Origin of the sequence: Amycolatopsis silviterrae, assembly GCF_042684085.1 — a bacterium.
Lineage (GTDB): Bacteria > Actinomycetota > Actinomycetes > Mycobacteriales > Pseudonocardiaceae > Amycolatopsis > Amycolatopsis silviterrae.
Genome location: NZ_JBHUKS010000026.1, coordinates 308,166 through 328,031, shown reverse-complemented (window position 1 = coordinate 328,031; position 19,866 = coordinate 308,166). Strand labels below are relative to the sequence as shown.

The window sequence follows — 19,866 nt, the reverse complement described above, 5'->3', positions numbered from 1 at the left end:
GGACTGGACCAGTCACCCGTCAAGGTCTAGACCACTAATGCGGCCGAACGGCCGGGTCGGATCGTCGGGGGCCACCGGACCACCGGGCGCCGGTGGGTCAGCTTCGCCGGTGCGGCTGGGGGTCGTGAGTGTTTATGCCGGTTAGAACCGGGATTGCCACTCACGACCCCCGCGGCTCAGCTCACCTGCTCCCTCGCCGGTGCCGCCGCTCCGAGCGACAGCTTCGTCGACCGCGTGGTCATCGAAATCGCCGCCGCGGCCAGTGTCGACACCGCCAGGAACCCGAACGCCGCGGCGAACCCGAAGCGGTCCACGAGCCAGCCCATCACCAGCGGCGCGAGGACGCCGGCGAGCTGGCCGCCGGTGTTGACCAGGCCCATCCCCGCGCCCACCAGATCGCGCGGCAGCACCCGCAGCGGCAGGCCGACGATGCCGATCGAGGCGAGGCCGCTGATGAACATCGCGACGGTCTGCAGCACGGTGAACCCGGTCGCCGAATCCGACAGCAGCATCGCCACGAGCACCCCGGCCGCGGCGACCAGCGCGGGCACCACGAGCCAGCGCGGCCGGTGGTCGAAGTACCGGCTCATCAGCCAGCCGCCGAGCAGCACCGCCGCCGCGCTGACCAGCTGCGGGATCGCCGCCGAGACCCCCGCCGCGACCAGCGACAGGCCCTTCGTCTCGACCAGGTACGACGGGACCCAGGTGATCATCCCGTAGGCCAGCATGTTGAAGCAGGCGAACATCGCCGCGCAGCGGATCACCAACCGGTTCCGCAGCACCTGCGACACCGGCACCTTCACCGGGGCGACGTGCGCCTCCGGTTCGGTCAGCTCGCGCGGCAGCGGCGCCGGCAGCAGCCGCCACAGCGCCAGCCCGACGACCAGCCCGGCCACCGCGACGATCCAGAACGTGTGCCTCCAGCCCGCGGCCACCACGAGCGGCGCGACCAGCAGCGGCCCGAGCCCGGCCCCGACCGAGTTGGACGCCAGCAGCAAGCCCGCGCCGCGGCTGCGGCCCTCCTGCGTCGTGCGCTCGGCCAGCGCCTTGAACGCCGCGCCGGGGAAGAGCGCCTGCGCGAACCCGAACGCGGCGCGCAGCACGAGCAGCACGACGAGCCCGGGCGCGAATCCGGTGGCGGCGGTGAAAATCGACCACGCCACCAGCGAAATCACCAGCAACGGCCGCGCGCCGACGCGGTCCGCGAGCAGCCCGCCGGGCATCTGCCCGACCAGGTAGGCGATCGCGAACGCGGACACGACCAGCCCCTGCGTGGTCTTCGACAGCCCGAACTCCGCGCCGATCAGGGGCAGCGCGACCGCGATCATGACGCGGTCGATGTAGTCGATGATGAAGACGCCGACCAGCAGCGCCAACGTGGTCCGTTCGGTCCGCCGCACGACCGGGGCGGAACTCGGAATGCTCACCGTCGGATCCTCCTTGATTCGGCGATGCCGCATTGTGCGGTCACGCACCCCCTCCCCGGCTTCGTCGGATCCGGCGAATCCCGGGCCCGCCGGTCAGCGGATCGGACGAAGAGCCGTCAGGGCACCGGCTTCGCCGCAGGTCAGCGCACTGGCGCTCAGAATCCCGGCGGACGGCGGAATCCGCCGATCACCTCCGCGAGGCACCGCACGAAGCAGACGGCGGTGCGGTCGTGCAGGTAGGGCGCGATCACCTGGATGCCGACCGGGAGCCCGTCCCGCGTCGTCCCGACCGGGGCCACGGCCGCGGGCAGCAGGTTGAGCGAAGAAGGCGCGATCCACGACAGCATTTCCCGGTACGGCCGCTCGGCGCCGTCGACCCGCAGGGTCCGGAGGGACCAGTCGTGGTCGGGGCGGTGGTCGTGCGGGAAGGCGGCGGTCGGGCTCACCGGGCACAGGAGGACGTCGACGTCATCGAAAAACTCGGCCCAGCGACGGCGGGAGTGCTGCCGTCGCTCGTCGAGCGAGTGCCAGTCACGGAAGCGCATCGTCATAGCGGACGCGAACCCGCCTTCCGCTGCCGCAAGTTCCGCGTACGACTCGTCGTGCTCCATCAGCCCGGACTGCGCCATCAGCAACGGCTGGTAGAGCGCCATCGTCTCCTCAAGCCCGACCGGCCCCGGACCCTCGACCACGACGGCTCCCGCGGCCCGCACCGCCTCCAGCGTCGCCCGCAGGATCGTGGCCAGCTCGCTGTCGACCGGGCAGAACGGGTCGTCGAGCCAAGCCGCGACCCGGAACTCCCGCAGCGTGCTCGCCCGGGCGGCGGGCAGCTCCAGCCGCCAGGCCGGGGCTTGGTCACGGTCCGCGCCGGTGAGGACGTCGAGGCCAAGGTCGAGGTCGTCGGCGTGCCTGCCGAGCGGGCCGAGCACTCCCATGTCGCACTCCGCCAGCGTCCCCGGCGCGTGTCCTGAAACGCTCCCGAACCTCGGCACGATCCCGTACGACGGGCGCAGTCCGTAGACGCCGCAGAAGTGCGCGGGCACCCGGATCGAGCCCGCGGTGTCTCCGCCGAGTTCCAGGCCAGTCAACCCGGCGGCGAGGGCCGCGGCGGACCCGCCGGACGAACCGCCGGGTCCGCGGGCCGGGTCCCACGGATTGTTCGTGGTCCCGTAAATCTCGTTGTAGGTCTGCCAATCCCGTGCGTCGGCGGGCAGGTTGGACTTGCCGAACACGATCGCGCCCGCGTCCCTGAGCCGCGCGACCGACTCGGCGTCGCGGGTCGAGACGTGGTGTCCCCAGCGGGTCGAACCACCGGTGGTCCGCATTCCCGCCACCTCGACGCTGTCCTTGACGCTCACCGGGACTCCGTGCAGAGGACCGAGCGGCTCGCCTCGGGCGATCGCCCGGTCGGCCGCCCGAGCCGCCGCCCGAGCCCCCTCCTCGTCCCGGGCGACGATGGCGTTCACTCGCGGACCGTGCCGCTCCAGCCGGGAAAGGTAGTGGTCGAGCAGTTCCACGCTCGACACCTGCTTCCCCGCGACAGCGGCAGCGAGTTCGCGCGCGGAACGAAAAGCCAGATCGGTCATGCGAGTCTCCAGGGAAGGGTCACGAAGCGGTTCGGCGGGCATGGCCGAGGCCCTGCCACCGGCGGGCAGCCGGGGCGGGCAGATCGAACTGGTCGAGGATCCGTGCCACGACGTGGTCGACCATGTCGTCAAGCGTCCGGGGATGGTGGTAGAAGGCGGGCATCGGCGGGACGATCCGGGCGCCCATGCGGCTCAGCGCCAGCAGGTGGTCGAGATGGATCTCGCTCAGCGGCGTTTCCCGGGGCACCAGAACCAGGCGGCGGCGCTCCTTGAGGGTGACGTCGGCGGCCCGGGTGATGAGGTTGTCGGCATAGCCGGTGCGGATCGCGGCGAGCGTCTTCATGCTGCACGGCACGACCACCATGCCGTCGGTGTGGAACGAGCCCGACGACAGGACCGAGCCCTGCTCCCCCGGCCGATGGTGCACATCGGCCAGCTCGACGACCTCCCGAACGGTGCGGGTGCACTCCAGTTCGACGGTGGTCCGCGCCCAGGTGCTCAGCACGAGGTGGGTCTCGACGCCGGGGAGGTCGCGCAGGACCTCCAGCAGCCGGACGCCGAAGGGAGCCCCGGTGGCCCCGGACATGGCGACGACGAGGCGGGTCATGCTGAGTGTCCTTTGTGGATGGTCCTCAGCCGGGTGAGGACGGCGGCGCTGCGGTGCCAGCCTTCGAGTTCGGCGAGGCACCCGGTGGTGCGGAAGCCGAGCGGGCTGAGCGGGATCCCGAGGCTGTCGCGTTTGTGGTGTACGGCGGTGAAAACGCAGCCCAGCACGTCGTCCAGCGCCAACGACCGGACCAGGCGGAGCTTGAGGTGATGGCACACCGTCCCGTCCACGGCCAACAGCGCGGCGTACGGATGCCGCTGCAGGTTGGCCCGGGTGCCAGCCCCGGCGACGACCGCGTACAGCGCGGCACGGTCGTCGGCGGGTTCGAGTTCGGCGCGGGACAGCAGCACGGTGTGCGGGTAGCCGTCCCGGTCGACGGTGAGCAACGGGAACGCCTGTTCGTCGGCGTCGAGCGGTGGCTCCCCCGCTACCAGGCGAGCCACCTCCTCGGGCAGGTTCGACACGTCGTCCTCCTTCGTCAGCGGGCGGTCAGAGCGGAAGGACGCCCTTCCAGCGGGTGCGGAGTTCGGCGCGGTAGCCCTCGCCGACCCGGTTGGCGCGCGGATAATGGTCTTTCCACGCGAACGGTTTGCAGGCGTCGATCAGCACGATCCCCATGGACAGATCGCCTGCCTCCCGTTTCGCCGGGGAGAGCCGCGGGTCGATGGCGGTGGTGGGCGAGCGCAGGACGTGGATCGACTCCGCCGGGTCGACGCGGGTGAACAGCGCCCAGAGCACGTGGTTGATGTCGGTGATGTCGATGTCCTCGTCCACCACGACGAGATAGCGCTCCATGCCGCCGGTGCGCTTGCGCGAGGCGGCGGCCAGCAAGGCGTGCATGGCGTCGCCGGACCCGGTCTGTTTGATGGAGACGACCATCATGAGCTGGCGGGCATAGGCCCAGACGCCCTGGACGTTCTGGACCCCGGCCTGGTCGAGGTGGTCCCAGGTCACGGTGGCGGAGTAGAGCGGCACGGCCTGGTCGCCCGCCGGGACGGTCGGGAGCATCGGCGGCGCGCCGAGGATGATCGGGTCGTTCCGGTGCAGGATCTGCCGCACCCGCACCACGGGTTCCTGGCCGCTGTGGGTGTAGTAGCCGGTCCACTCGCCGAAAGGGCCCTCCAGCACCGATTCCTCCTCGGGCGGCGGCATTTCGCCGACGAGGACAATCTCCGCGTGCGCCGGGACGGGCAGGTCGGTGCCGGGCGCGAGCAGCACCTCGACGCCCTGTCCGCGCAGGCCGCCGGCCAGGTCGTACTCGGACACGCCCTCGGGCGCGGACATCGCGGCGGCGGTGGACAGGATCGGGTCCTGCCCGACGACGATCGCGATCGGGCAGTTCTGGCCGCGGTCCCAGTACTTGTGCGCGATCGCCCGCGCATGCCGATTGCCGAGGAACCACACCGACAGCCGGTCCTTGCCGTGCACCGAAACCCGGTAGGTGCCGACGTTGACCCAGCCGGTGTCCGGGTCACGGGTGACGACCATGCAGGAGGTGCCGATGTAGCGGCCGCCGTCGCCGTCGTGCCAGCGCGGCGCCGGGAACATGGTCACGTCGACGTCCTCGCCTTCGAGGACGTTCTCCAGTACCGGCCCGGTGCCGACTTCAACCGGCGAGATCAGCCGCAGATCGCCGCTGATGTCCTTCCAGGCCCGCACGATGTCCAGCTTCGGAGTGTCGGAGGGCAGGCCGAGCGCGACGGCGGTGCGCGCCGGAGTGCCCATGAAGTTGGTGCAAACCCGGAAGCCGCTCGGGTACCCGGGGACGTCGTCGAAGAGCAGCACCGGCCCCTCGCGCTCGGCCAACAGCTCGGTGAGGCCACCGATCTCCAGGTCCCAGTGGGCCCCTTCGACGCGGCGCACCTCGTCCTCGCCGAGAGTGTCGGTCAGATGCTTGAGGTAATGCCGGAGATCACGGAAAGCGGTCATGCCCCCACTTTCCGATCCGGACCGTCCCCCACTCCAGCCAGTGCCGGGAACGCGCCGGATACCGCCACGGAATACGCTCGGCACCGTGGAAATCCTCGACCTCCAGCTCGTCCACGCGCTCTACCTCGACGGCCGCGCCTCTTTCCGCCGCATCGCCGCCGTGCTCGGCGTCTCCGAGCAGACGATCGCCCGCCGCTACCGCCGGCTCCGCGAGACCGGGGCGGTCCGCGTCGTCGGCCGTCTCGACCCGCGTTTTCTGGGGCACGCCGAGGAATGGGTGCTGCGGGTCCGGTGCGCCCCGCCCGCCACGCTCGCCGTCGCCAAGGCTCTCGCCGAGCGGTCCGACACCTACCGGGTCCGGCTCGCCTCCGGCGGCACCGAAATCGGCTGCCACATGCAGACGTCCGACCAGCGGGCCCGCGACGCGCTCCTGCTGGACAAGCTCCCCGCCACCCGCCAGGTGACCTCGATCGAGGCGCACCAGGTGCTGCGCGTGTTCCGCGGCGGCCCGGACGGCTGGCACACGCCGATCGCGTCGCTCAGCCCCGGGCAGGTCGCCGAGCTCACCCCGCCGTCGCCGGCCGCGGAACCGCTCGACCTCGGCGACGAAGACCGGCTGCTGCTGGACGAACTGGCCCGCGACGGGCGTACGCCGCACGCCGCGCTGGCCGCGAGCACCGGCTGGCACGAGTCGACGGTCCGCCGCCGCATCGACCGGCTGCGGACCAGCGGGACGCTCTACTTCGGCGTCGACTTCGACGAGCGCCTGCTCGGCTGGTCCAGCCACGCCCTGCTGTGGATCTCAGTCAGCCCGGCCGCCCTCGACGCCGCGGGCACCGCGCTCGCCCAGTGCCCGCAGATCGCCTACGCAGCCGCTACCACCGGCCCGGCCAACCTCCTGGCCACCGCGCTCTGCGCCGACGCCGGAGCGCTCTACGAATTCATCACCACGCAGGTCGGCTCGCTACCCGGAGTCCAGACCGTGCAGACCGCCCCAATCCTGCGCGTCGTCAAACGCGCGGCTGCCCTCCCCTGACCGCCGGAGCGGTCACGAGAGGGCAGCCGTATAGGTCGTTATACAGTTATCGCGCTTACGCTCCGGCGAGACCCCGGCGCTTCAGCAGCGGCTCGATTTCCGGCGCGCGGCCGCGGAAGCTGGCGAACGCCTCCATCGGGTCGACGCTGCCGCCGAGGCCGAGCAGCGTGGCCCGGAAGTGGTCGCCGTTCTCCCGCTTCAGGCCGCCGTTTTCGGTGAACCACTCGACGGTGTCCGCGTCGAGCACCTCGCTCCAGATGTAGGAGTAGTACCCGGCGCTGTAGCCGCCCGCGAAAACGTGGTTGAAGTACGTCGTCCGGTAGCGCGGCGGGACGCTTTCCAGTGCCACGCCCGCCTTTTCCAGCGCCTCGGCCTCAAACCGCTGCACATCCTCGACCCGGTCGTCCGGGCCGAGGCGGTGCCACGCCAGGTCGAGCAGCGCCGCGGCGAGGTACTCGGTGGTGCGGAAGCCCTCGCCGTACTGCTGCGCGGCCTCCAGCAGCTCGACCTGCCCGGACGGCAGCGGCTCCCCCGTCTCGTGGTGCTTGGCGTAGTTGGCCAGGATTTCCGGCCACAGCATCCACATCTCGTTGACCTGCGACGGGTACTCGACGAAGTCGCGCGGCACGTTGGTGCCGGTGAAAGTCGGGAACTCGACGCCGGACAGCAGCGAGTGCAGCGCGTGCCCGAACTCGTGGAAGGCGGTGCGCACCTCGTCGAGCGAGAGCAGCGTCGGCTCCCCCTCGCGCGGCTTGGTCACGTTCAGCACGTTGACCACGACCGTGCGCCGCCCGAGCAGCCGGGACTGGTCCACGAAGTTGTTCATCCACGCGCCGCCGCGCTTGGAATCGCGGGTGTAGTAGTCCATCAGGAACAGGCCGAGCCCGCTGCCGTCGGCGTCGAAGACCTCGAAGATCCGCACCTGCGGGTGGTACTTCGGCAGGTCGTGCCGCTCGGTGAAACTCAAGCCGTACAACCGGTTCGCGGCCACGAACACGCCGTCGTGCAGCACCCGGTCCAGCTCGAAGTAGGGCCGCAGCGCGGCGGTGTCCAGCTGGAACCGCTCGCGTTCCACCTTCGACGCGTAGAACGCCCAGTCCCACGGCTGCAGCGTCGCGCCCGGCACGTCGGCTTCCAGCAGCTGCTGCAGTTCCGCCGCCTCGGTGCGCGCGTTCGCAACAGCCACTGGCGCGAGCCGCTCCAGCAGCCCGCCCGCCGCCTCGACGGTCTTGGCCGTCTCGTCCGCGATCACGTACGCCGCGTGGTTCGGGTAGCCCAGCAGCGCGGCCCGTTCGGCGCGCAGCCGCGTGATCTCCTCGACGATCGCGTTGTTGTCGTACGCGTTGCCGCGATTGCCGCGCGACACCGAAGCCGTGAAGAGGCGCTCGCGCACCGCGCGGTTTTCCAGCGACGCCACGGCCGCCTGCGCGGTGGGCAGCGTCAGAGTCAGTACGTACTTGCCGTCGAGACCGCGTTCGGCCGCCGTCTGCGCCGCCGCCGCGATCGCGCTTTCGCCGAGCCCGGCCAGCTCCGCCGCGTCGTCGAGCACCACTGCGAGATCATTGGTGTCGCGCAGCAGATTCTGCGAAAAACGGGTCTGCAGCGTCGAAAGCTGCTCGTTCAGCGCGCGCAGCTTCGCCTGGTCGGCCTCGGGCAGCCCGGCGCCGGCGCGGCTGAAGTCGGTGTAGCGGCGCTCCAGCAGCCGCAGTTCCTCCGGCGTCAGCCCCAGCTCCGCGCGCTTCTGGTACAGCGCGTCGATGCGGGCGAACAGCCGCGGGTTCAGGTGGATCGCGTCCTCGTGCGCGGCCAGCTTCGGGGCCAGCTCGGCCTGGATCTCCTGCACCTCGTCGGTCGCGTTCGAGCCCGAGATGTTGAAGAACGTGCCGGACACCCGGGTCAGCAGCGCGCCGGCCCGCTCGAGCGCCGCGATCGTGTTCTCGAACGTCGGCTCGGCCGGGTCGTCGGCGATCCGCTCCACGTCGGCGGCGTGCTCGGCGAGCCCGGCCTCGAAGGCGGGCCGGTAGTGCTCGTCGGCGATCCGGTCGAACGGCGGCAGCTCGTACGGCAGGTCGCTGGGGGCGGCGAACGGGTTGTCCGGGGAAATCATTCGGGTTTGCGCTCCTGGTTCTCCACAGGGTTCTCCACGTGGGTCCCGCCCACCCTACGGGGTCGGGCATCCGACGGAAGGACTGTCGATCGTCAGCGGCCCGTGCTTCCGCCCACGACGGCGTCGCTGGAGGACTTCTTCGAGCGGCCCTTCTTCTTGGGCGGCGGCGGCACGATCCCGGCCAGATCGCCGCCGTGCTCGTTCACCCGGAGCACGAACGGGCGGGTCTCGGTGTAGCGGACGACCGACACCGCGGCCGGGTCCACGACGATCCGCTGGAACGCGTCGAGATGCTGGCCCAGCGCGTCGGCGAGGATCGACTTGATCACGTCGCCGTGGCTGCACGCCACCCACACCGCGTGGTCGCCGTGCTCGGCGGTGATCCGCGCGTCGTGCGCGCGGATCGCGGCGACCGCGCGCGCCTGCATCTCGGCCAGCCCTTCCCCGCCGGGGAAGACCGCCGCGGACGGATGCGCCTGCACCACGCGCCACAGCGGTTCCTTCACCAGGTTCTTCAGCTCCCGGCCGGTCCACTCGCCGTAGTCCACTTCGGACAGCCGGGGCTCGACGAGCTTCGCCAGGCCCTGCGCGGCGGCCAGCGGCGCGACGGTCTGCTTGCAGCGCAGCATCGGCGACACCACCAGCTCGGCGACCGGCACCCCGGCGAAGCGCTCGACGAGGGCGGCGGCCTGCGCCCGGCCGGTGTCGTCCAGCCCGACCTTCGGCGTGCGCCCGGCGAGGACGCCCGAACCGTTGGCCGTGGACTTTCCGTGCCGCAGCAAGATGACCGTGCTCACGACGCCACCCTAACCGGTGACCGGCGGGTTCAGCTCCCGGCGGGTCCCGCGTTCGGGTCGAGCACTCCCCCGAAGACCAGGCCGAACAGCACCACGCCGAGCACCACGCGGTAGATCACGAAGGGCACGAAGCTGCGCTTCTTGATGTAGGCCATCAGCCAGGCGATCACCAGGTAGCCGACGCCGAACGCGACCAGCGTGGCCAGGATCGTCGGCCCCCACTGGGCGTTCTCGCCGTTCTTGCCGATGTCGGTCAGCTTGTACAGCCCGGAGCCGAACACCGCGGGCACCGCGAGCAGGAACGAGTACTCGGCGGCTTCCGAGCGGGTGTAGCCCATCAGCAGGCCGGCGCTCGTCGTGCCGCCCGAGCGCGAGACGCCCGGGATCAGCGCGAGCGCCTGCGCGAAGCCGTACACCAGGCCGTGCGGCACGTTCAGGTGGTCCAGCGTCCGCTGCTGCTTCGCGGTCCGGTCGGCGAACAGCAGGATCAGGCCGAACACGATCAGCGTCGTCGCGGTGATCCGCAGGTCGCGGAACGCCCGGTCGATCTCGTCCTGCAGGAGCAGGCCGAGCACGACGATCGGCAGCGAGCCGACGATGATCAGCCAGCCCAGCCGCGCGTCCGGGTCGCGCCGCCAGTCCGGGCGGTAGAGGGAGAAGAACCAGGCGCGCAGGATCCGGCCGATCTTCGGTCCGAAGTAGAGGATCACCGCCAGCTCGGTGCCGATCTGGGTCACCGCGGTGAACGCCGCGCCCGGATCGCCCCAGCCCGCCAATGCGGCGACGATCCGCACGTGCGCGCTCGAGGAGATCGGCAGGAACTCCGTGAGCCCCTGCACCAGCCCCAGCACCAGGGCCTCGAACCATCCCATCAAGCCGCTCCCGCCGGTTCGCCCGCCCGCGCGGGGCGCTGTCCGATTCGCACGGCCGGGAACCTATCGGGTGGTTCCTGAGGACCCATGGGAGGGCGCCGGTCCGACACGGGGTCACCTTGGTCGGGTGCGGGCGGGCGCGCCCACTAGGCTCGGCGGTCGTGGAAAAGCGACAGCTCGGCCGGTCGGGACTGCGGATATCGCGGATGGCCCTCGGCACCATGACGTGGGGCGGCGACACCGATCCGGACGAGGCGGCCAGCCAGCTGGTCGCGTTCGTGGACGCGGGCGGCACGCTCGTGGACACCGCCGATCTCTACGCCGGCGGCGAGGCCGAGCGGATGCTCGGCGAGCTGCTCTCGGACCTGGTGCCGCGCGAGGACGTCGTGCTGGCCACCAAGACTGTCGCGCGCCGCGGCGACGGCCCGTTCGGCGGCGGGGCTTCGCGCGGTGCGCTGCTGTCCGCGCTCGAAGGCTCGCTGCAGCGGCTGCGCACCGACCACATCGATCTGTGGCAGCTGCACGCGTGGGACTGCGGCGTGCCGATCGAGGAAACGCTGTCCGCGCTCGACTACGCCGTGACGAGCGGCAAGGTCCGCTACGTCGGCGTCTCCAATTACGCAGGCTGGCAGCTCGCCACCGCCGCGTCGCTCGCCACGGTGCCGTTCGTGTCCGGGCAGTTCGAATACTCGCTGCTGGAACGCGGCATCGAACGCGAGGTCGTCCCGGCCGCGACGCACCACGGGATCGGCATCCTGCCGTGGGCTCCGCTCGGCCGCGGCGTCCTCACCGGGAAGTACCGCACCGGCACGCCCGCCGACTCTCGCGGCGCGTCCGCCGAGTACGCCGGCTACGTCGAACACCACCGCACCGAACGGGCCGCGCGGATCGTGCAGGCCGTCGTGACCGCCGCCGAAGGGCTCGGCACGTCGCCGCTCGCGGTGGCGCTCGCCTGGGTCCGGGACCGGCCCGGGGTGGCCGCACCGGTGGTCGGCGCGCGGGACACCGGCCAGCTCACCGGGTCGCTCGCCGCCGAAGACCTCACGCTTCCGCCCGCCATCCGCAGCGCGCTCGACGACGTCAGCAGCGTCGAATTCGGCTATCCGGAACGGGGCACCCGGTGAGCCGCAGGTGTCGGGTCGGTGACACGGGCGTGACGGTTCGGCGTTCGGAGAGGATGCTGGAGGGACCCGTTCGCCGGAGCTTTGCTGGAGGTTTCAAGGTGCGTCGGCTCACCGCCGCGTCGCGGATCGCGATCCCGCTGGCCGGTGCGCTCGCGCTGTCCGCCTGCTCGTCCTCGGCCGAGCCGAAGGACAACCTGCAGGTCGTGGCCAATCCGACGGCCGCGAAACCGGCCGTCTCCCCCGCCGCGGCGGCGCGTCCGGCCGGGCAGGTGCTGCCCATGCCCGCGGTGTCCGCGATCGGGACCGACCAGCCGAGCCACACCCTCGTCGTCGCCTTCGCCCAGCCGCCCGAGCTGCGGATTTACGATCTCGCCTCGCTCGGCGCGCCGAAGAAGACCGTCGCGCTGCCCGGTCCGGCGGAATCGCTCAGCGTGTCCGGCGGCCAGGCGCTCGCCGGAATCCCGGGCAAGGGCGTGCTCGCCCGCGTCGCGCTGCCGGGCGGGCAGCTGACCGCCGAGAAGGTCGCCGGACAGCCCGCCGCCGGGGTCGCCGACGGACCGGACACGCTCGTCGCGGTCCGCGACCGCAAGGCCGTCGAGGTGCTGGCGAACGGTTCGGTGGCGAAAACGATCACCGGGCAGCTCTACAGCGCCGACGACGTGGTCGACACCGGCAACGGCGTCGTGGTCCTCGACCGGCTGCGCACCGCCGTGTTCAGCGTGGACGTCAAGGCCGGGACCATGGACGAAGGCCTGCGCGCGGGCGACGGCGCGGCCAACGCGGTCGCCGACTCCTACGGCCGCGTCCTCGTCACCGACGCCCGCGCGGGCGCGCTGCTCGCGTTTTCGACCAACCCCCTGATCCTCCGCCAGCGCTACCCGGTGCCGGGTGGCGCGTACGGCATCGCCTACGACGCGAAACGCAGCCTGGCGTGGATCACCCTGACCGCCCGCAACGAGGTCGTCGGCTACGACGTCCGCGGCGGAGAGCCCGTCGAGAAGTACCGATTCCCCACCGTGCGCCAGCCGGACACGGTGGGCGTCGACGACCAGAGCGGCCGCGTTTTCGTCGGTTCGGCCGCCGGAGAAGGGACCCAGGTGATCCAGCCATGACGACAGTCGACGAGGCGGTGGTCGAAGGGGATTGGGAGTACCGCCGCCTGCGCCTTCCCCCCGCGGTGTCCCGGCGCGCGGCGATGATCCAGCTCTCCATCCACGCGGAGTTCGCGGGATGGGAGCTGCGGACAGTGCGGCTGTACGCGGACGGGACCCGGCGGGTGTGGCTGCGGAGGAAGCGTTCGGCGGCGGACCACACGACGGGGCTTGCCACCTGACTGTGTCTGATTGCCGCGACTTCGTCGCGGCGGAGAAATCGCCCTCATCCGGTTTCTTCCCTCCCGATCCGCTCGGCCCGGGGGGGGGCCGATCGGATCGCTCAGTCCAGAAACCGGGGCGATTTCTCGGCGGGGTGCTGTGTTCGCCGAGCGGATGTTTCCCACCGGCATTTCGACACGGTGGTCGAAGGCCGCGTCACCTACCAGATGGGCGTGGACCTTGGCGTCCCGGACGCCTGCACCCATCTGCGGCACTACGTCTTCTCCCGCACCATGACCGAGGCGCCCGGCCCGGCCGTGCACGTGGTCAGCACCGACCCGGCGGAGAAGATCCGCGAACTGAAGAAGGACGACGGCAAGGACGTCTGGCTCGTCGGCGGAGGCGCGCTGGCCGGGGCGCCCTTGTTCGATGCCGGATTCTCTGTGGACAACTACGCGCTCGCGGACAGCCGGACGTTCGGGAGCGGCGTCGCCTTGCTGCGCTACGTCCGCGCCTGAACCAGGATGGCGTGGTGGACGAGGTCGCCGAACTGACCGAGCGGATCTGGCGCACGGACGCTCCCAGCATGCTGGGAGCGCTCAGCCGGCGGCTCGGCGACTTCGACCAGGCCGAGGAAGCGCTCTCGGAAGCGATCGCCGAGGCGCTCAAGCGGTGGCCCGGCGAAGGAGTGCCGTCCAGTCCCGCCGGATGGCTGGTCACCACCGGCTGGCGCAAGGCAATCGACCGGCTTCGGCGGGATGCGGCTGGCCGGGAGAAGGCTGCCCGGGCCGCATTGGAGCCGTCGCCGGAGCCCGGGGTCGACGATCGGCTGGCGATGATTTTCGCCTGCTGTCACCCGGATTTGCCCGAACCGGCGCGGGTCGCGCTCACGCTGTATGCCGCGGGCGGGCTGACTACCGCGGAGATCGCCGCCGCGTTTCTGGTGCCGCTGCCGACGATGGCGCAACGGCTTTCCCGGGCCAAGCGGCTGCTGCGGGAGCGCGGCATCGGGTTCGAGCCGCCGCAGCCGCACGAGTACGCCGACCGGCTTCCGGCCGTGCTCGCGGTGGTGTATCTGGTGTTCAACGAGGGGTATCTGTCCAGCGGCCCGTCGGCGCAGCGGCAGGAATTGGCGCGCGAAGGGGTTGAGCTGGCCCGGCAGCTCGCCGAATTGCTGCCGCGAGAGCCGGAAGTCGCCGGGCTGGCCGCGTTGGCGGAGTTGCAGCAGGCGCGCGTCGCGGCTCGGTTCGACGCGCAGGACCGGATTGTCTTGCTGGAACAGCAGGATCGGCGGCTGTGGGACCGTCCGGCGATCCAGCGCGCGGTGCTGCGGTTGCGCGAGGCGGTGCGGCTTGGCCAGCCCGGGCCGTATCAGACCCGGGCTGGCATTGCCGCGATCCACGCGGTCGCAAGCAGTTTCGAGGACACCGACTGGGCTGGCGTGCGGGCGTTGTACGACCGGCTGTACGTGCTAGACCCGTCGCCGGTGGTGTTGCTGAACCGGGCGGTGGCGACGCGGTACGCGGTCGGGCCGGGCGCGGCGCTTGACGAGGTCGACGCGCTCGGGGACCGGCTGTCCGGCTATCACCGGTGGCACGCCGCTCGCGCCGATCTGCTCGCCGCGCTCGACCGGTCAGGCGAGGCTCTGGCGTCGGCGCAGCGGGCGTTGGAGCTGGCCGCCAACCCGGCCGAGCGGGCGCTGATGGAGCGTCGCGTGGCCGAGTTGGCGGGGTAGTCTGCGCGGTATGGCCGACGCTCCGCCGCCGCAAACCGTGTACCCCAACCTCAAGTACGCCGATCCGAAGACCGCGCTCGAGTTTCTCGCCGAGGCCTTCGGGTTCGAGTCGCATTTCGTGGTCGACGGAGGGGACGGCGGCGTCGAGCACGCCCAGGTCCGGGCGGGCACGAACCTGATCTTCCTCAGCCGCGACCACGGCGCCGACCGCTACGGCATGCGCAGCCCGAGCGTGCTGGGCGGCACCAGTCACGCGTTGTGCGTCTGGGTGCCGGACGGCACGCTCGACCGCCACCAAGCCCGGGCCGAGGCCGCCGGCGCGCGGATCCTCAACCCGGTGCACGATTCCCCGGCCGGGGTCCGCGAGTACTCGTGCGCCGATCCGGAAGGCCAGGTCTGGACCTTCAGCAGCTACGCGGGCGAGTGACCGTCACCCGGCGGCAGGACGGTAGACCTGCACCATCGTCCCCGCCGCGAAAGCGGTCGTGCTGACGAGATCCAGGTTCACCGGCTTCGGCAGGTCGCCGAAGAGTGCCTTCCCGGCGCCGATCGCGACCGGGTGCACTACGAGCCGGTATTCGTCCACCAAGCCGAGCCGCACCAGGCTGCGGGCGAAACCCGCTCCCCCGTGGGCGAAAATGTCTTTGCCCGGCTGTTCTTTCAGCCGCTGGATCTCGTCGGCGAGGTCGCCGTGCGCGAAGCGGGCCGACGCCCAGCTCTCCGCGTAGGAAGACAGGTCGGCATCCGCCGGCTTCTGCCGGGTGAAGACCACCTTCGGGATGTCGTTCATCGGCACCGCCACCGGCTCGGGCGACGTCGGCCAATGCCGCGCCATCGCGTGGTAGGTGCGGCCCCCGACGACGTGCACGCCCGCCTGCTGAAGGTTCTCCACGAGCCAAGCCGCCGAGTCCTCACCGCGCGAGCGCAGCATCCATTCGGCCTCGCCGTCCGGTCCGCAGACGAAGCCGTCCAGCGACATCGACATCTTCAGAACGAGCTTCCGCATCGATCCTCACCCTTCTTCGCGGCTCAGCATCGGACGGACCTCCACCGCGCTCACGCCCGGCCCCAGCGGCCAGGTCGCCGCGATCTCCACGGCCTCGTCGAGGTCGGCGCAGTCCAGGACGAGGACTGAGCCGACGACCTCCTTCAACTCCACGTACGGCCCGTCCGTGATCACCGGCTGCCCGTTCGCCCCGGCGCGCACCGTTTTCGCCGTCTCGCGCGGCTGCAGTTCGACGCCGTTCCCGATCTTGCCGGTCGGCTGCCAGCGCTCGAACCACGCGTAGATCTGCGTCATCGCGGCCTCCTCGTCCGCCGGGGACAGGCCAGCCCATTCGCGGTCGTCGCCGCAGATCAGCATCGCGTACTGCACGGTTTCTCCTCCTGTCGGAAACACTCTCGACCGGATGACGAACGGGCGGCCCCGGTTTTCGACAAGGCTCAGCCGAGGGCGGCCAGCCACTCCGCCCACTTGGCTTCCTCGGCCGCCGTGTCCACGTCCGGCGCGACCACGTGGTGAGTCGCCACCAGCGGACCGTGGAAGCCCTGCAGGAAGCAGAAAAGCCCGCCGCCGGTGCGGATCCCGACGGTCTGGTCGTTCACCGCGTAGACCACGCCGTCGGTCCCGTCCAGCCGGACTTTCGCGCCGACGATCAGCTGCTCGACGCCCAGTTCCTTCGCCAGCACAGTCCACAAAGCAGGCCAGTCCGTGACGACGTCGGGCCCGAACGCGGTGACCGGCTTCGCCGTCCGGCCCGGGAAATGCCGCACGAACTCCACGAGGTTGCGGAAAAACAGCGCGCCGCCCGCCTGCATGGCCTCGAACTCGTCCGCCCAGTCGTCGCCGGGCAGGAAACCGCTCGTGACGCAGCGGATCACCGAGCTGCCGCCGTCGCGGCCCTCGACGAGGAATTCGTACGCGATCCGCCGTCCGTCCGGCTCCGGATCGCCGCCGTAGGCCAGCCGGTTCGGCGGGTCCCACGCGGTGATCGCGTGCGTCGGCTCGTAGGCGGCGAACGCGCCGCGCACTGCTCCGCCCGGTCCGCCGTCGACCTCGTTGCGGCCCATGAACCAGGAGTCGATCCCCGGCCCGGTCGCGATCGCCGCCCAGACCTGCTCCGGTTCGACCGGGACCTCGGCGACGTCGATCTCCTCGAATTCCTTACCCACGCCCGTCTTCCTCCCCCATCGGCACGCTCGGGTGCACCGCCAGCACCACCCGGTGCGCGCGGCCGTTCTCGGCTTTCTCGTCGTGGTACTTCCCCACCAGCGCGGTCACCGCGGTCGCCAGTTCCTCCGCGAACGCGGCCCGGTCGGCCGCCGAAGCGAACCGGACCTCGCCGTCGAGCGCGAAGGTGGCGACGCGTTTTTTCGCTTTCGCCGCACCGGTGATCAGGATTCCGACGTCACGCACCAGCCGTCCGGCGACCGCCAGCAGCCAGCGCGCCGACAGCCGGTCCGGCGACTGCGCCGGATCGGGCTGCACAGCCGCGAGCGCGGACGGCGAGATCACGTACGACGCCGCGGTCGCTCGCATCATCCGCTCGGTGACGTTGCCCTTGCGCCGCTCTTCGACCAGCTCGACGAGCCCGTGCTTCTCCAGCGCGCGCAGGTGGTAGTTGACCTTCTGCCTCGGCAGGTCCACGCGCGCGGCCAGCATCGTCGCCGAGGCCGGCTGCGCCAGTTCGGCCAGCAGCCGGGCCCGGACCGGGTCCAGCGACACCTCGGCCGCGGCCGCGTCTTCGATCACCGCAACGGGAAACATGCGCCCATCGTGCGGTGGAAAACTCAGGTTGTCAAGACAGGTTTTGTTGTCGGTAGACCTCGTGCACCACCGACGCGATGCGCGGGACCACTTGCGCCGCGGCCTCCAGCGGGACGACGTGCCCGACCCCGGGCAGCACCACGGCGTAGCCCTGGGCCAGGCCGCGCACGAACTGCTCGACGTCGGACGGCGCGACGATCCGGTCCCGCTCCCCCACGATCGCCGTCACCGGCAGGTCGCCGGCCAGCGACAGCGCGGCCTCGCGGGCGTAGGCGTCGAGCGCGGGCCGGAACTGCGCGATGGTGTGCGGCCAGTTCCCGCGGATCATCTTCACGGTCAGCTCGACCAGGTCCGGATCCGGGTCGTCGCCGAACAGCCACCAGCGCAGCCCGGCGCTCACCGCGCGGCTGGTGTGCTCGCGGACCAGGCCGTACAGCTTGCCGCCCAGCACGATTTCCAGGTCCTGCGCAACCTTGCCGAGCGCGTTCGGCCACGCCGCGGACGCCTCGGTCGCGATCCGCCCGGACGACGTCGACAGCAGCACCAGCCCGCCGGCGCGCGCGGCGAACAGCTCCGGATGCCGCTGGGTCAGCGACATCACCGCGAGCCCGCCCATGTCGTGCCCGACGAGCACGACGCGGCCGTCCGGGACCGCTTTCTCCAGCACCTCGGCGAGGTCGTCGGCGAGCTGGCCCATCGTCGCGGTGCCGCGCGCCGCCCGGCCGGACTCGCCGTGCCCGCGGTGGTCGTAGCTGAGCACCGCGAGCGGCTGCTCGACCGCGTCCGGCAGCACCGGGGCGATCCGGCCCCAGCTGCGCTGGTCGAGCGCGTAGCCGTGCAGCAGCACGACCGTCACGGCCGCCGCCGGGTCGCCCCTGCGCACGAGGTGCAGGGGCGTCCCGTCGGCCAGCCGGAACCCAGCCATCAGGAGGAGCGGAGGAACCGGTCCAGCACGCGGACGCCGAACTTCAGCGCGTCGACCGGGACGCGCTCGTCCACGCCGTGGAAGAGCCCGGAGAAGTCCAGGTCGGCGGGCAGTTTGAGCGGCGCGAAGCCGAAGTTGCGGATGCCGAGCTGCTGGAACGACTTCGCGTCGGTCCCGCCGGACAGCATGTACGGCAGGGTGCGCGCGCCCGGGTCCTCGGCGAGCACCGCGGCGGTCATCGCGTCGACGAGCGCGCCGTCGAACGTCGTCTCGACCGGCGGCAGCTCCATCCACTCCTTCTCGATGTCCGGGCCGAGCAGTTCGTCCAGCTCCCGGTCGAACGCCTCCAGCCGGCCCGGCAGGATGCGGCAGTCGACCGCGGCCTCGGCGACCGAGGGGATCACGTTCGACTTGTAGCCCGCGGTGAGCATCGTCGGGTTCGCGGTGTCGCGCAGGGTCGCGCCGATCATCCGCGAGATGTTACCGAGCTTCGCGACCGAGCCCTCGAGGTCGTCCTCCGGGAAGTCCCAGCCGGTGATCTCGGTGACCCCCGCGAGGAACTCGCGCACGGAATCGGTCAGCACCAGCGGGAACTGGTGCTGCCCCAGCTTCGCCACGGCCTCGGCCAGCTTGGTGACCGCGTTGTCGCGGTGGATCATCGACCCGTGGCCCGCCGTGCCGCGCACGCGCAGCTTCATCCAGCGGATGCCCTTCTCGGCCGTCTCGATCACGTACGCGCGGACGTTGTCCTTCAAGGTGATCGAGAAGCCGCCGACCTCGCTGATCGCCTCGGTGACGCCCTCGAACAGCTCCGGCCGGTGCTCGACCAGCCACTGCGCGCCGAACTTGCCGCCCGCCTCCTCGTCGGCGACGAACAGGAACACCAGATCGCGCGGCGGCACGATGTTGTTGATCTTGTAGTGCCGGGCCAGCGCCAGCGTCATGCCGACCATGTCCTTCATGTCGACCGCGCCGCGCCCCCACACGTACCCGTCCTGGACCGCCCCCGAGAACGGGTGCACCGACCACTCGGCCGGGTCCGCCGGGACGACGTCGAGATGCCCGTGGATCAGCAGCGCACCCCGGCCCGGGTCGGACCCCGGCAGCCGCACGATGACGTTGTGCCGGTTCTTGCCGCCGGACTCAACGTAGGTGATCTCGTACCCGGCGTCAGTCAGCTTCTCCGCGACGTACTCGGCCGCGACCCGCTCGCCCACGAGGGTTTCGGGGTCGCCGGTATTGGTGGTGTCGATGCGGATCAGCTCGCTGGTAAGCGTGACAGCCTCGTCCGCGGCGGCGTCGATCAAGTCAGGTTGGGTCACCGGCCATTCCTATCATCCGCCGCACGAAGACGCCTTCGTCCCGGCGAGTGGACTCCCTCCCCGGCGCGGCGCCCGAACGTCCGTGAGGGGAACCCTGCGGGAATCAGATTCCCTCAGGGTTCCCCTCACGACCCCCAACCGAACCGCCGCCGATGCACCCCAGCCAGCGGTGCACCCAGCCCCTCCCCCGCACCCCGATACGAAGCCGCCCTGCGGTCTGGGAGTGCTTGTCAAGGCATCTTTCCCGCCTTGACAAGCACCCCCAGACCGTCAGCACACTCGGGCTTCGGGGTGCCACCCGACTGATCCGCCAGTCAAG

21 protein-coding genes are annotated in these 19,866 nt (G+C 71.2%); 7 read left to right on the top strand and 14 right to left on the bottom strand.

The genetic code is table 11. The annotated features are described in order from the left end of the window. Positions 1-176: 176 nt before the first annotated feature. From ACFSVL_RS32895 to ACFSVL_RS32875, 5 genes are all read right to left on the bottom strand, one after another. The gene (locus ACFSVL_RS32895; protein WP_378309739.1) at positions 177-1,427 is read right to left on the bottom strand and encodes an MFS transporter; all 1,251 of its coding nucleotides are present in this window, start codon (positions 1,425-1,427) and stop codon (positions 177-179) included. A gap of 155 nt (positions 1,428-1,582) precedes the next feature. Then, the gene (locus tag ACFSVL_RS32890; protein ID WP_378309737.1) at positions 1,583-3,013 is read right to left on the bottom strand and encodes an amidase; all 1,431 of its coding nucleotides are present in this window, start codon (positions 3,011-3,013) and stop codon (positions 1,583-1,585) included. Positions 3,014-3,032: 19 nt separating this feature from the next. Further along, positions 3,033-3,620 (bottom strand): UbiX family flavin prenyltransferase, encoded by a 588-nt coding sequence (locus tag ACFSVL_RS32885; protein ID WP_378309735.1) that lies wholly within the window; start codon positions 3,618-3,620, stop codon positions 3,033-3,035. Then, positions 3,617-4,084 (bottom strand): pyridoxamine 5'-phosphate oxidase family protein, encoded by a 468-nt coding sequence (locus ACFSVL_RS32880; RefSeq protein ID WP_378309733.1) that lies wholly within the window; start codon positions 4,082-4,084, stop codon positions 3,617-3,619. The genes ACFSVL_RS32885 and ACFSVL_RS32880 overlap by 4 nt, the downstream gene beginning before the upstream one ends. 25 nt (positions 4,085-4,109) lie before the next feature. After that, positions 4,110-5,549: a UbiD family decarboxylase gene (locus ACFSVL_RS32875; RefSeq protein WP_378309731.1), complete on the bottom strand. Its 1,440-nt coding sequence runs from the start codon at positions 5,547-5,549 to the stop codon at positions 4,110-4,112. An 85-nt stretch (positions 5,550-5,634) separates the two neighbouring features. On the opposite strand from ACFSVL_RS32875, the gene ACFSVL_RS32870 reads away from it, so the two are divergent. Continuing rightward, entirely contained in the window at positions 5,635-6,585 is a 951-nt protein-coding gene (locus tag ACFSVL_RS32870; protein ID WP_378309729.1) for an Lrp/AsnC family transcriptional regulator, read from the top strand. A gap of 55 nt (positions 6,586-6,640) precedes the next feature. On the opposite strand, the gene ACFSVL_RS32865 is transcribed toward ACFSVL_RS32870, so the two are convergent. The 3 genes from ACFSVL_RS32865 to ACFSVL_RS32855 all read right to left on the bottom strand — a co-directional run bounded on the left by ACFSVL_RS32865 (position 6,641) and on the right by ACFSVL_RS32855 (position 10,361). Beyond that, positions 6,641-8,692 (bottom strand): M3 family metallopeptidase, encoded by a 2,052-nt coding sequence (locus tag ACFSVL_RS32865; RefSeq protein WP_378309727.1) that lies wholly within the window; start codon positions 8,690-8,692, stop codon positions 6,641-6,643. A gap of 92 nt (positions 8,693-8,784) precedes the next feature. Continuing rightward, entirely contained in the window at positions 8,785-9,489 is a 705-nt protein-coding gene (locus tag ACFSVL_RS32860) for a histidine phosphatase family protein (protein WP_378309725.1), read from the bottom strand. A 29-nt stretch (positions 9,490-9,518) separates the two neighbouring features. Continuing rightward, the gene (locus ACFSVL_RS32855) at positions 9,519-10,361 is read right to left on the bottom strand and encodes an undecaprenyl-diphosphate phosphatase (RefSeq protein WP_378309723.1); all 843 of its coding nucleotides are present in this window, start codon (positions 10,359-10,361) and stop codon (positions 9,519-9,521) included. Between the two features lie 161 nt (positions 10,362-10,522). On the opposite strand from ACFSVL_RS32855, the gene ACFSVL_RS32850 reads away from it, so the two are divergent. The 6 genes from ACFSVL_RS32850 (at position 10,523) to ACFSVL_RS32825 (ending at position 14,960) form a co-directional block, all read left to right on the top strand. Then, complete coding sequence (locus ACFSVL_RS32850) at positions 10,523-11,485, top strand: aldo/keto reductase (RefSeq protein WP_378309721.1); 963 nt, start codon at positions 10,523-10,525, stop codon at positions 11,483-11,485. Between the two features lie 98 nt (positions 11,486-11,583). After that, positions 11,584-12,597, top strand: a complete 1,014-nt coding sequence (locus ACFSVL_RS32845; RefSeq protein WP_378309719.1) for a YncE family protein — start codon at positions 11,584-11,586, stop codon at positions 12,595-12,597. Continuing rightward, positions 12,594-12,818, top strand: a complete 225-nt coding sequence (locus tag ACFSVL_RS32840; protein ID WP_378309717.1) for a DUF5703 family protein — start codon at positions 12,594-12,596, stop codon at positions 12,816-12,818. Before ACFSVL_RS32845 ends, ACFSVL_RS32840 begins: the two co-directional genes overlap by 4 nt. A 180-nt stretch (positions 12,819-12,998) precedes the next feature. Continuing rightward, the gene (locus ACFSVL_RS32835; RefSeq protein WP_378309715.1) at positions 12,999-13,316 is read left to right on the top strand and encodes a dihydrofolate reductase family protein; all 318 of its coding nucleotides are present in this window, start codon (positions 12,999-13,001) and stop codon (positions 13,314-13,316) included. A 14-nt stretch (positions 13,317-13,330) separates the two neighbouring features. Continuing rightward, positions 13,331-14,533, top strand: coding sequence for an RNA polymerase sigma factor (locus ACFSVL_RS32830; RefSeq protein ID WP_378309713.1), 1,203 nt, complete (start codon positions 13,331-13,333; stop codon positions 14,531-14,533). A 10-nt stretch (positions 14,534-14,543) separates the two neighbouring features. Next, positions 14,544-14,960 (top strand): VOC family protein, encoded by a 417-nt coding sequence (locus ACFSVL_RS32825; RefSeq protein ID WP_378309711.1) that lies wholly within the window; start codon positions 14,544-14,546, stop codon positions 14,958-14,960. 3 nt (positions 14,961-14,963) lie between these two features. On the opposite strand, the gene ACFSVL_RS32820 is transcribed toward ACFSVL_RS32825, so the two are convergent. The 6 genes from ACFSVL_RS32820 to ACFSVL_RS32795 form a co-directional block, all read right to left on the bottom strand. Next, on the bottom strand, positions 14,964-15,539 hold the full coding sequence (locus ACFSVL_RS32820) for a dihydrofolate reductase family protein (RefSeq protein WP_378309710.1): 576 nt from the start codon (positions 15,537-15,539) through the stop codon (positions 14,964-14,966). A gap of 6 nt (positions 15,540-15,545) precedes the next feature. After that, positions 15,546-15,908, bottom strand: coding sequence for a YciI family protein (locus tag ACFSVL_RS32815; RefSeq protein ID WP_378309708.1), 363 nt, complete (start codon positions 15,906-15,908; stop codon positions 15,546-15,548). A gap of 68 nt (positions 15,909-15,976) precedes the next feature. Then, complete coding sequence (locus ACFSVL_RS32810) at positions 15,977-16,705, bottom strand: SRPBCC family protein (RefSeq protein ID WP_378309706.1); 729 nt, start codon at positions 16,703-16,705, stop codon at positions 15,977-15,979. After that, positions 16,698-17,300 (bottom strand): ArsR/SmtB family transcription factor, encoded by a 603-nt coding sequence (locus ACFSVL_RS32805; protein ID WP_378309704.1) that lies wholly within the window; start codon positions 17,298-17,300, stop codon positions 16,698-16,700. The genes ACFSVL_RS32810 and ACFSVL_RS32805 overlap by 8 nt, the downstream gene beginning before the upstream one ends. A gap of 31 nt (positions 17,301-17,331) precedes the next feature. Next, positions 17,332-18,225, bottom strand: coding sequence for an alpha/beta fold hydrolase (locus ACFSVL_RS32800; protein ID WP_378309702.1), 894 nt, complete (start codon positions 18,223-18,225; stop codon positions 17,332-17,334). Next, complete coding sequence (locus ACFSVL_RS32795) at positions 18,225-19,547, bottom strand: M20/M25/M40 family metallo-hydrolase (RefSeq protein WP_378309701.1); 1,323 nt, start codon at positions 19,545-19,547, stop codon at positions 18,225-18,227. Before ACFSVL_RS32795 ends, ACFSVL_RS32800 begins: the two co-directional genes overlap by 1 nt. Positions 19,548-19,866 lie beyond the last annotated feature (319 nt).

What these genes read in the sequence shown, in the direction of transcription:
- ACFSVL_RS32890 (WP_378309737.1), bottom strand. Translation starts at nt 3,013, where the DNA reads ATGACCGATCTGGCTTTTCGTTCCGCGCGCGAACTCGCTGCCGCTGTC.
- ACFSVL_RS32885 (WP_378309735.1), bottom strand. Translation starts at nt 3,620, where the DNA reads ATGACCCGCCTCGTCGTCGCCATGTCCGGGGCCACCGGGGCTCCCTTC.
- ACFSVL_RS32875 (WP_378309731.1), bottom strand. Translation starts at nt 5,549, where the DNA reads ATGACCGCTTTCCGTGATCTCCGGCATTACCTCAAGCATCTGACCGAC.
- ACFSVL_RS32865 (WP_378309727.1), bottom strand. Translation starts at nt 8,692, where the DNA reads ATGATTTCCCCGGACAACCCGTTCGCCGCCCCCAGCGACCTGCCGTAC.
- ACFSVL_RS32855 (WP_378309723.1), bottom strand. Translation starts at nt 10,361, where the DNA reads ATGGGATGGTTCGAGGCCCTGGTGCTGGGGCTGGTGCAGGGGCTCACG.
- ACFSVL_RS32840 (WP_378309717.1), top strand. Translation starts at nt 12,594, where the DNA reads ATGACGACAGTCGACGAGGCGGTGGTCGAAGGGGATTGGGAGTACCGC.
- ACFSVL_RS32825 (WP_378309711.1), top strand. Translation starts at nt 14,544, where the DNA reads ATGGCCGACGCTCCGCCGCCGCAAACCGTGTACCCCAACCTCAAGTAC.
- ACFSVL_RS32820 (WP_378309710.1), bottom strand. Translation starts at nt 15,539, where the DNA reads ATGCGGAAGCTCGTTCTGAAGATGTCGATGTCGCTGGACGGCTTCGTC.
- ACFSVL_RS32805 (WP_378309704.1), bottom strand. Translation starts at nt 17,300, where the DNA reads ATGTTTCCCGTTGCGGTGATCGAAGACGCGGCCGCGGCCGAGGTGTCG.
- ACFSVL_RS32800 (WP_378309702.1), bottom strand. Translation starts at nt 18,225, where the DNA reads ATGGCTGGGTTCCGGCTGGCCGACGGGACGCCCCTGCACCTCGTGCGC.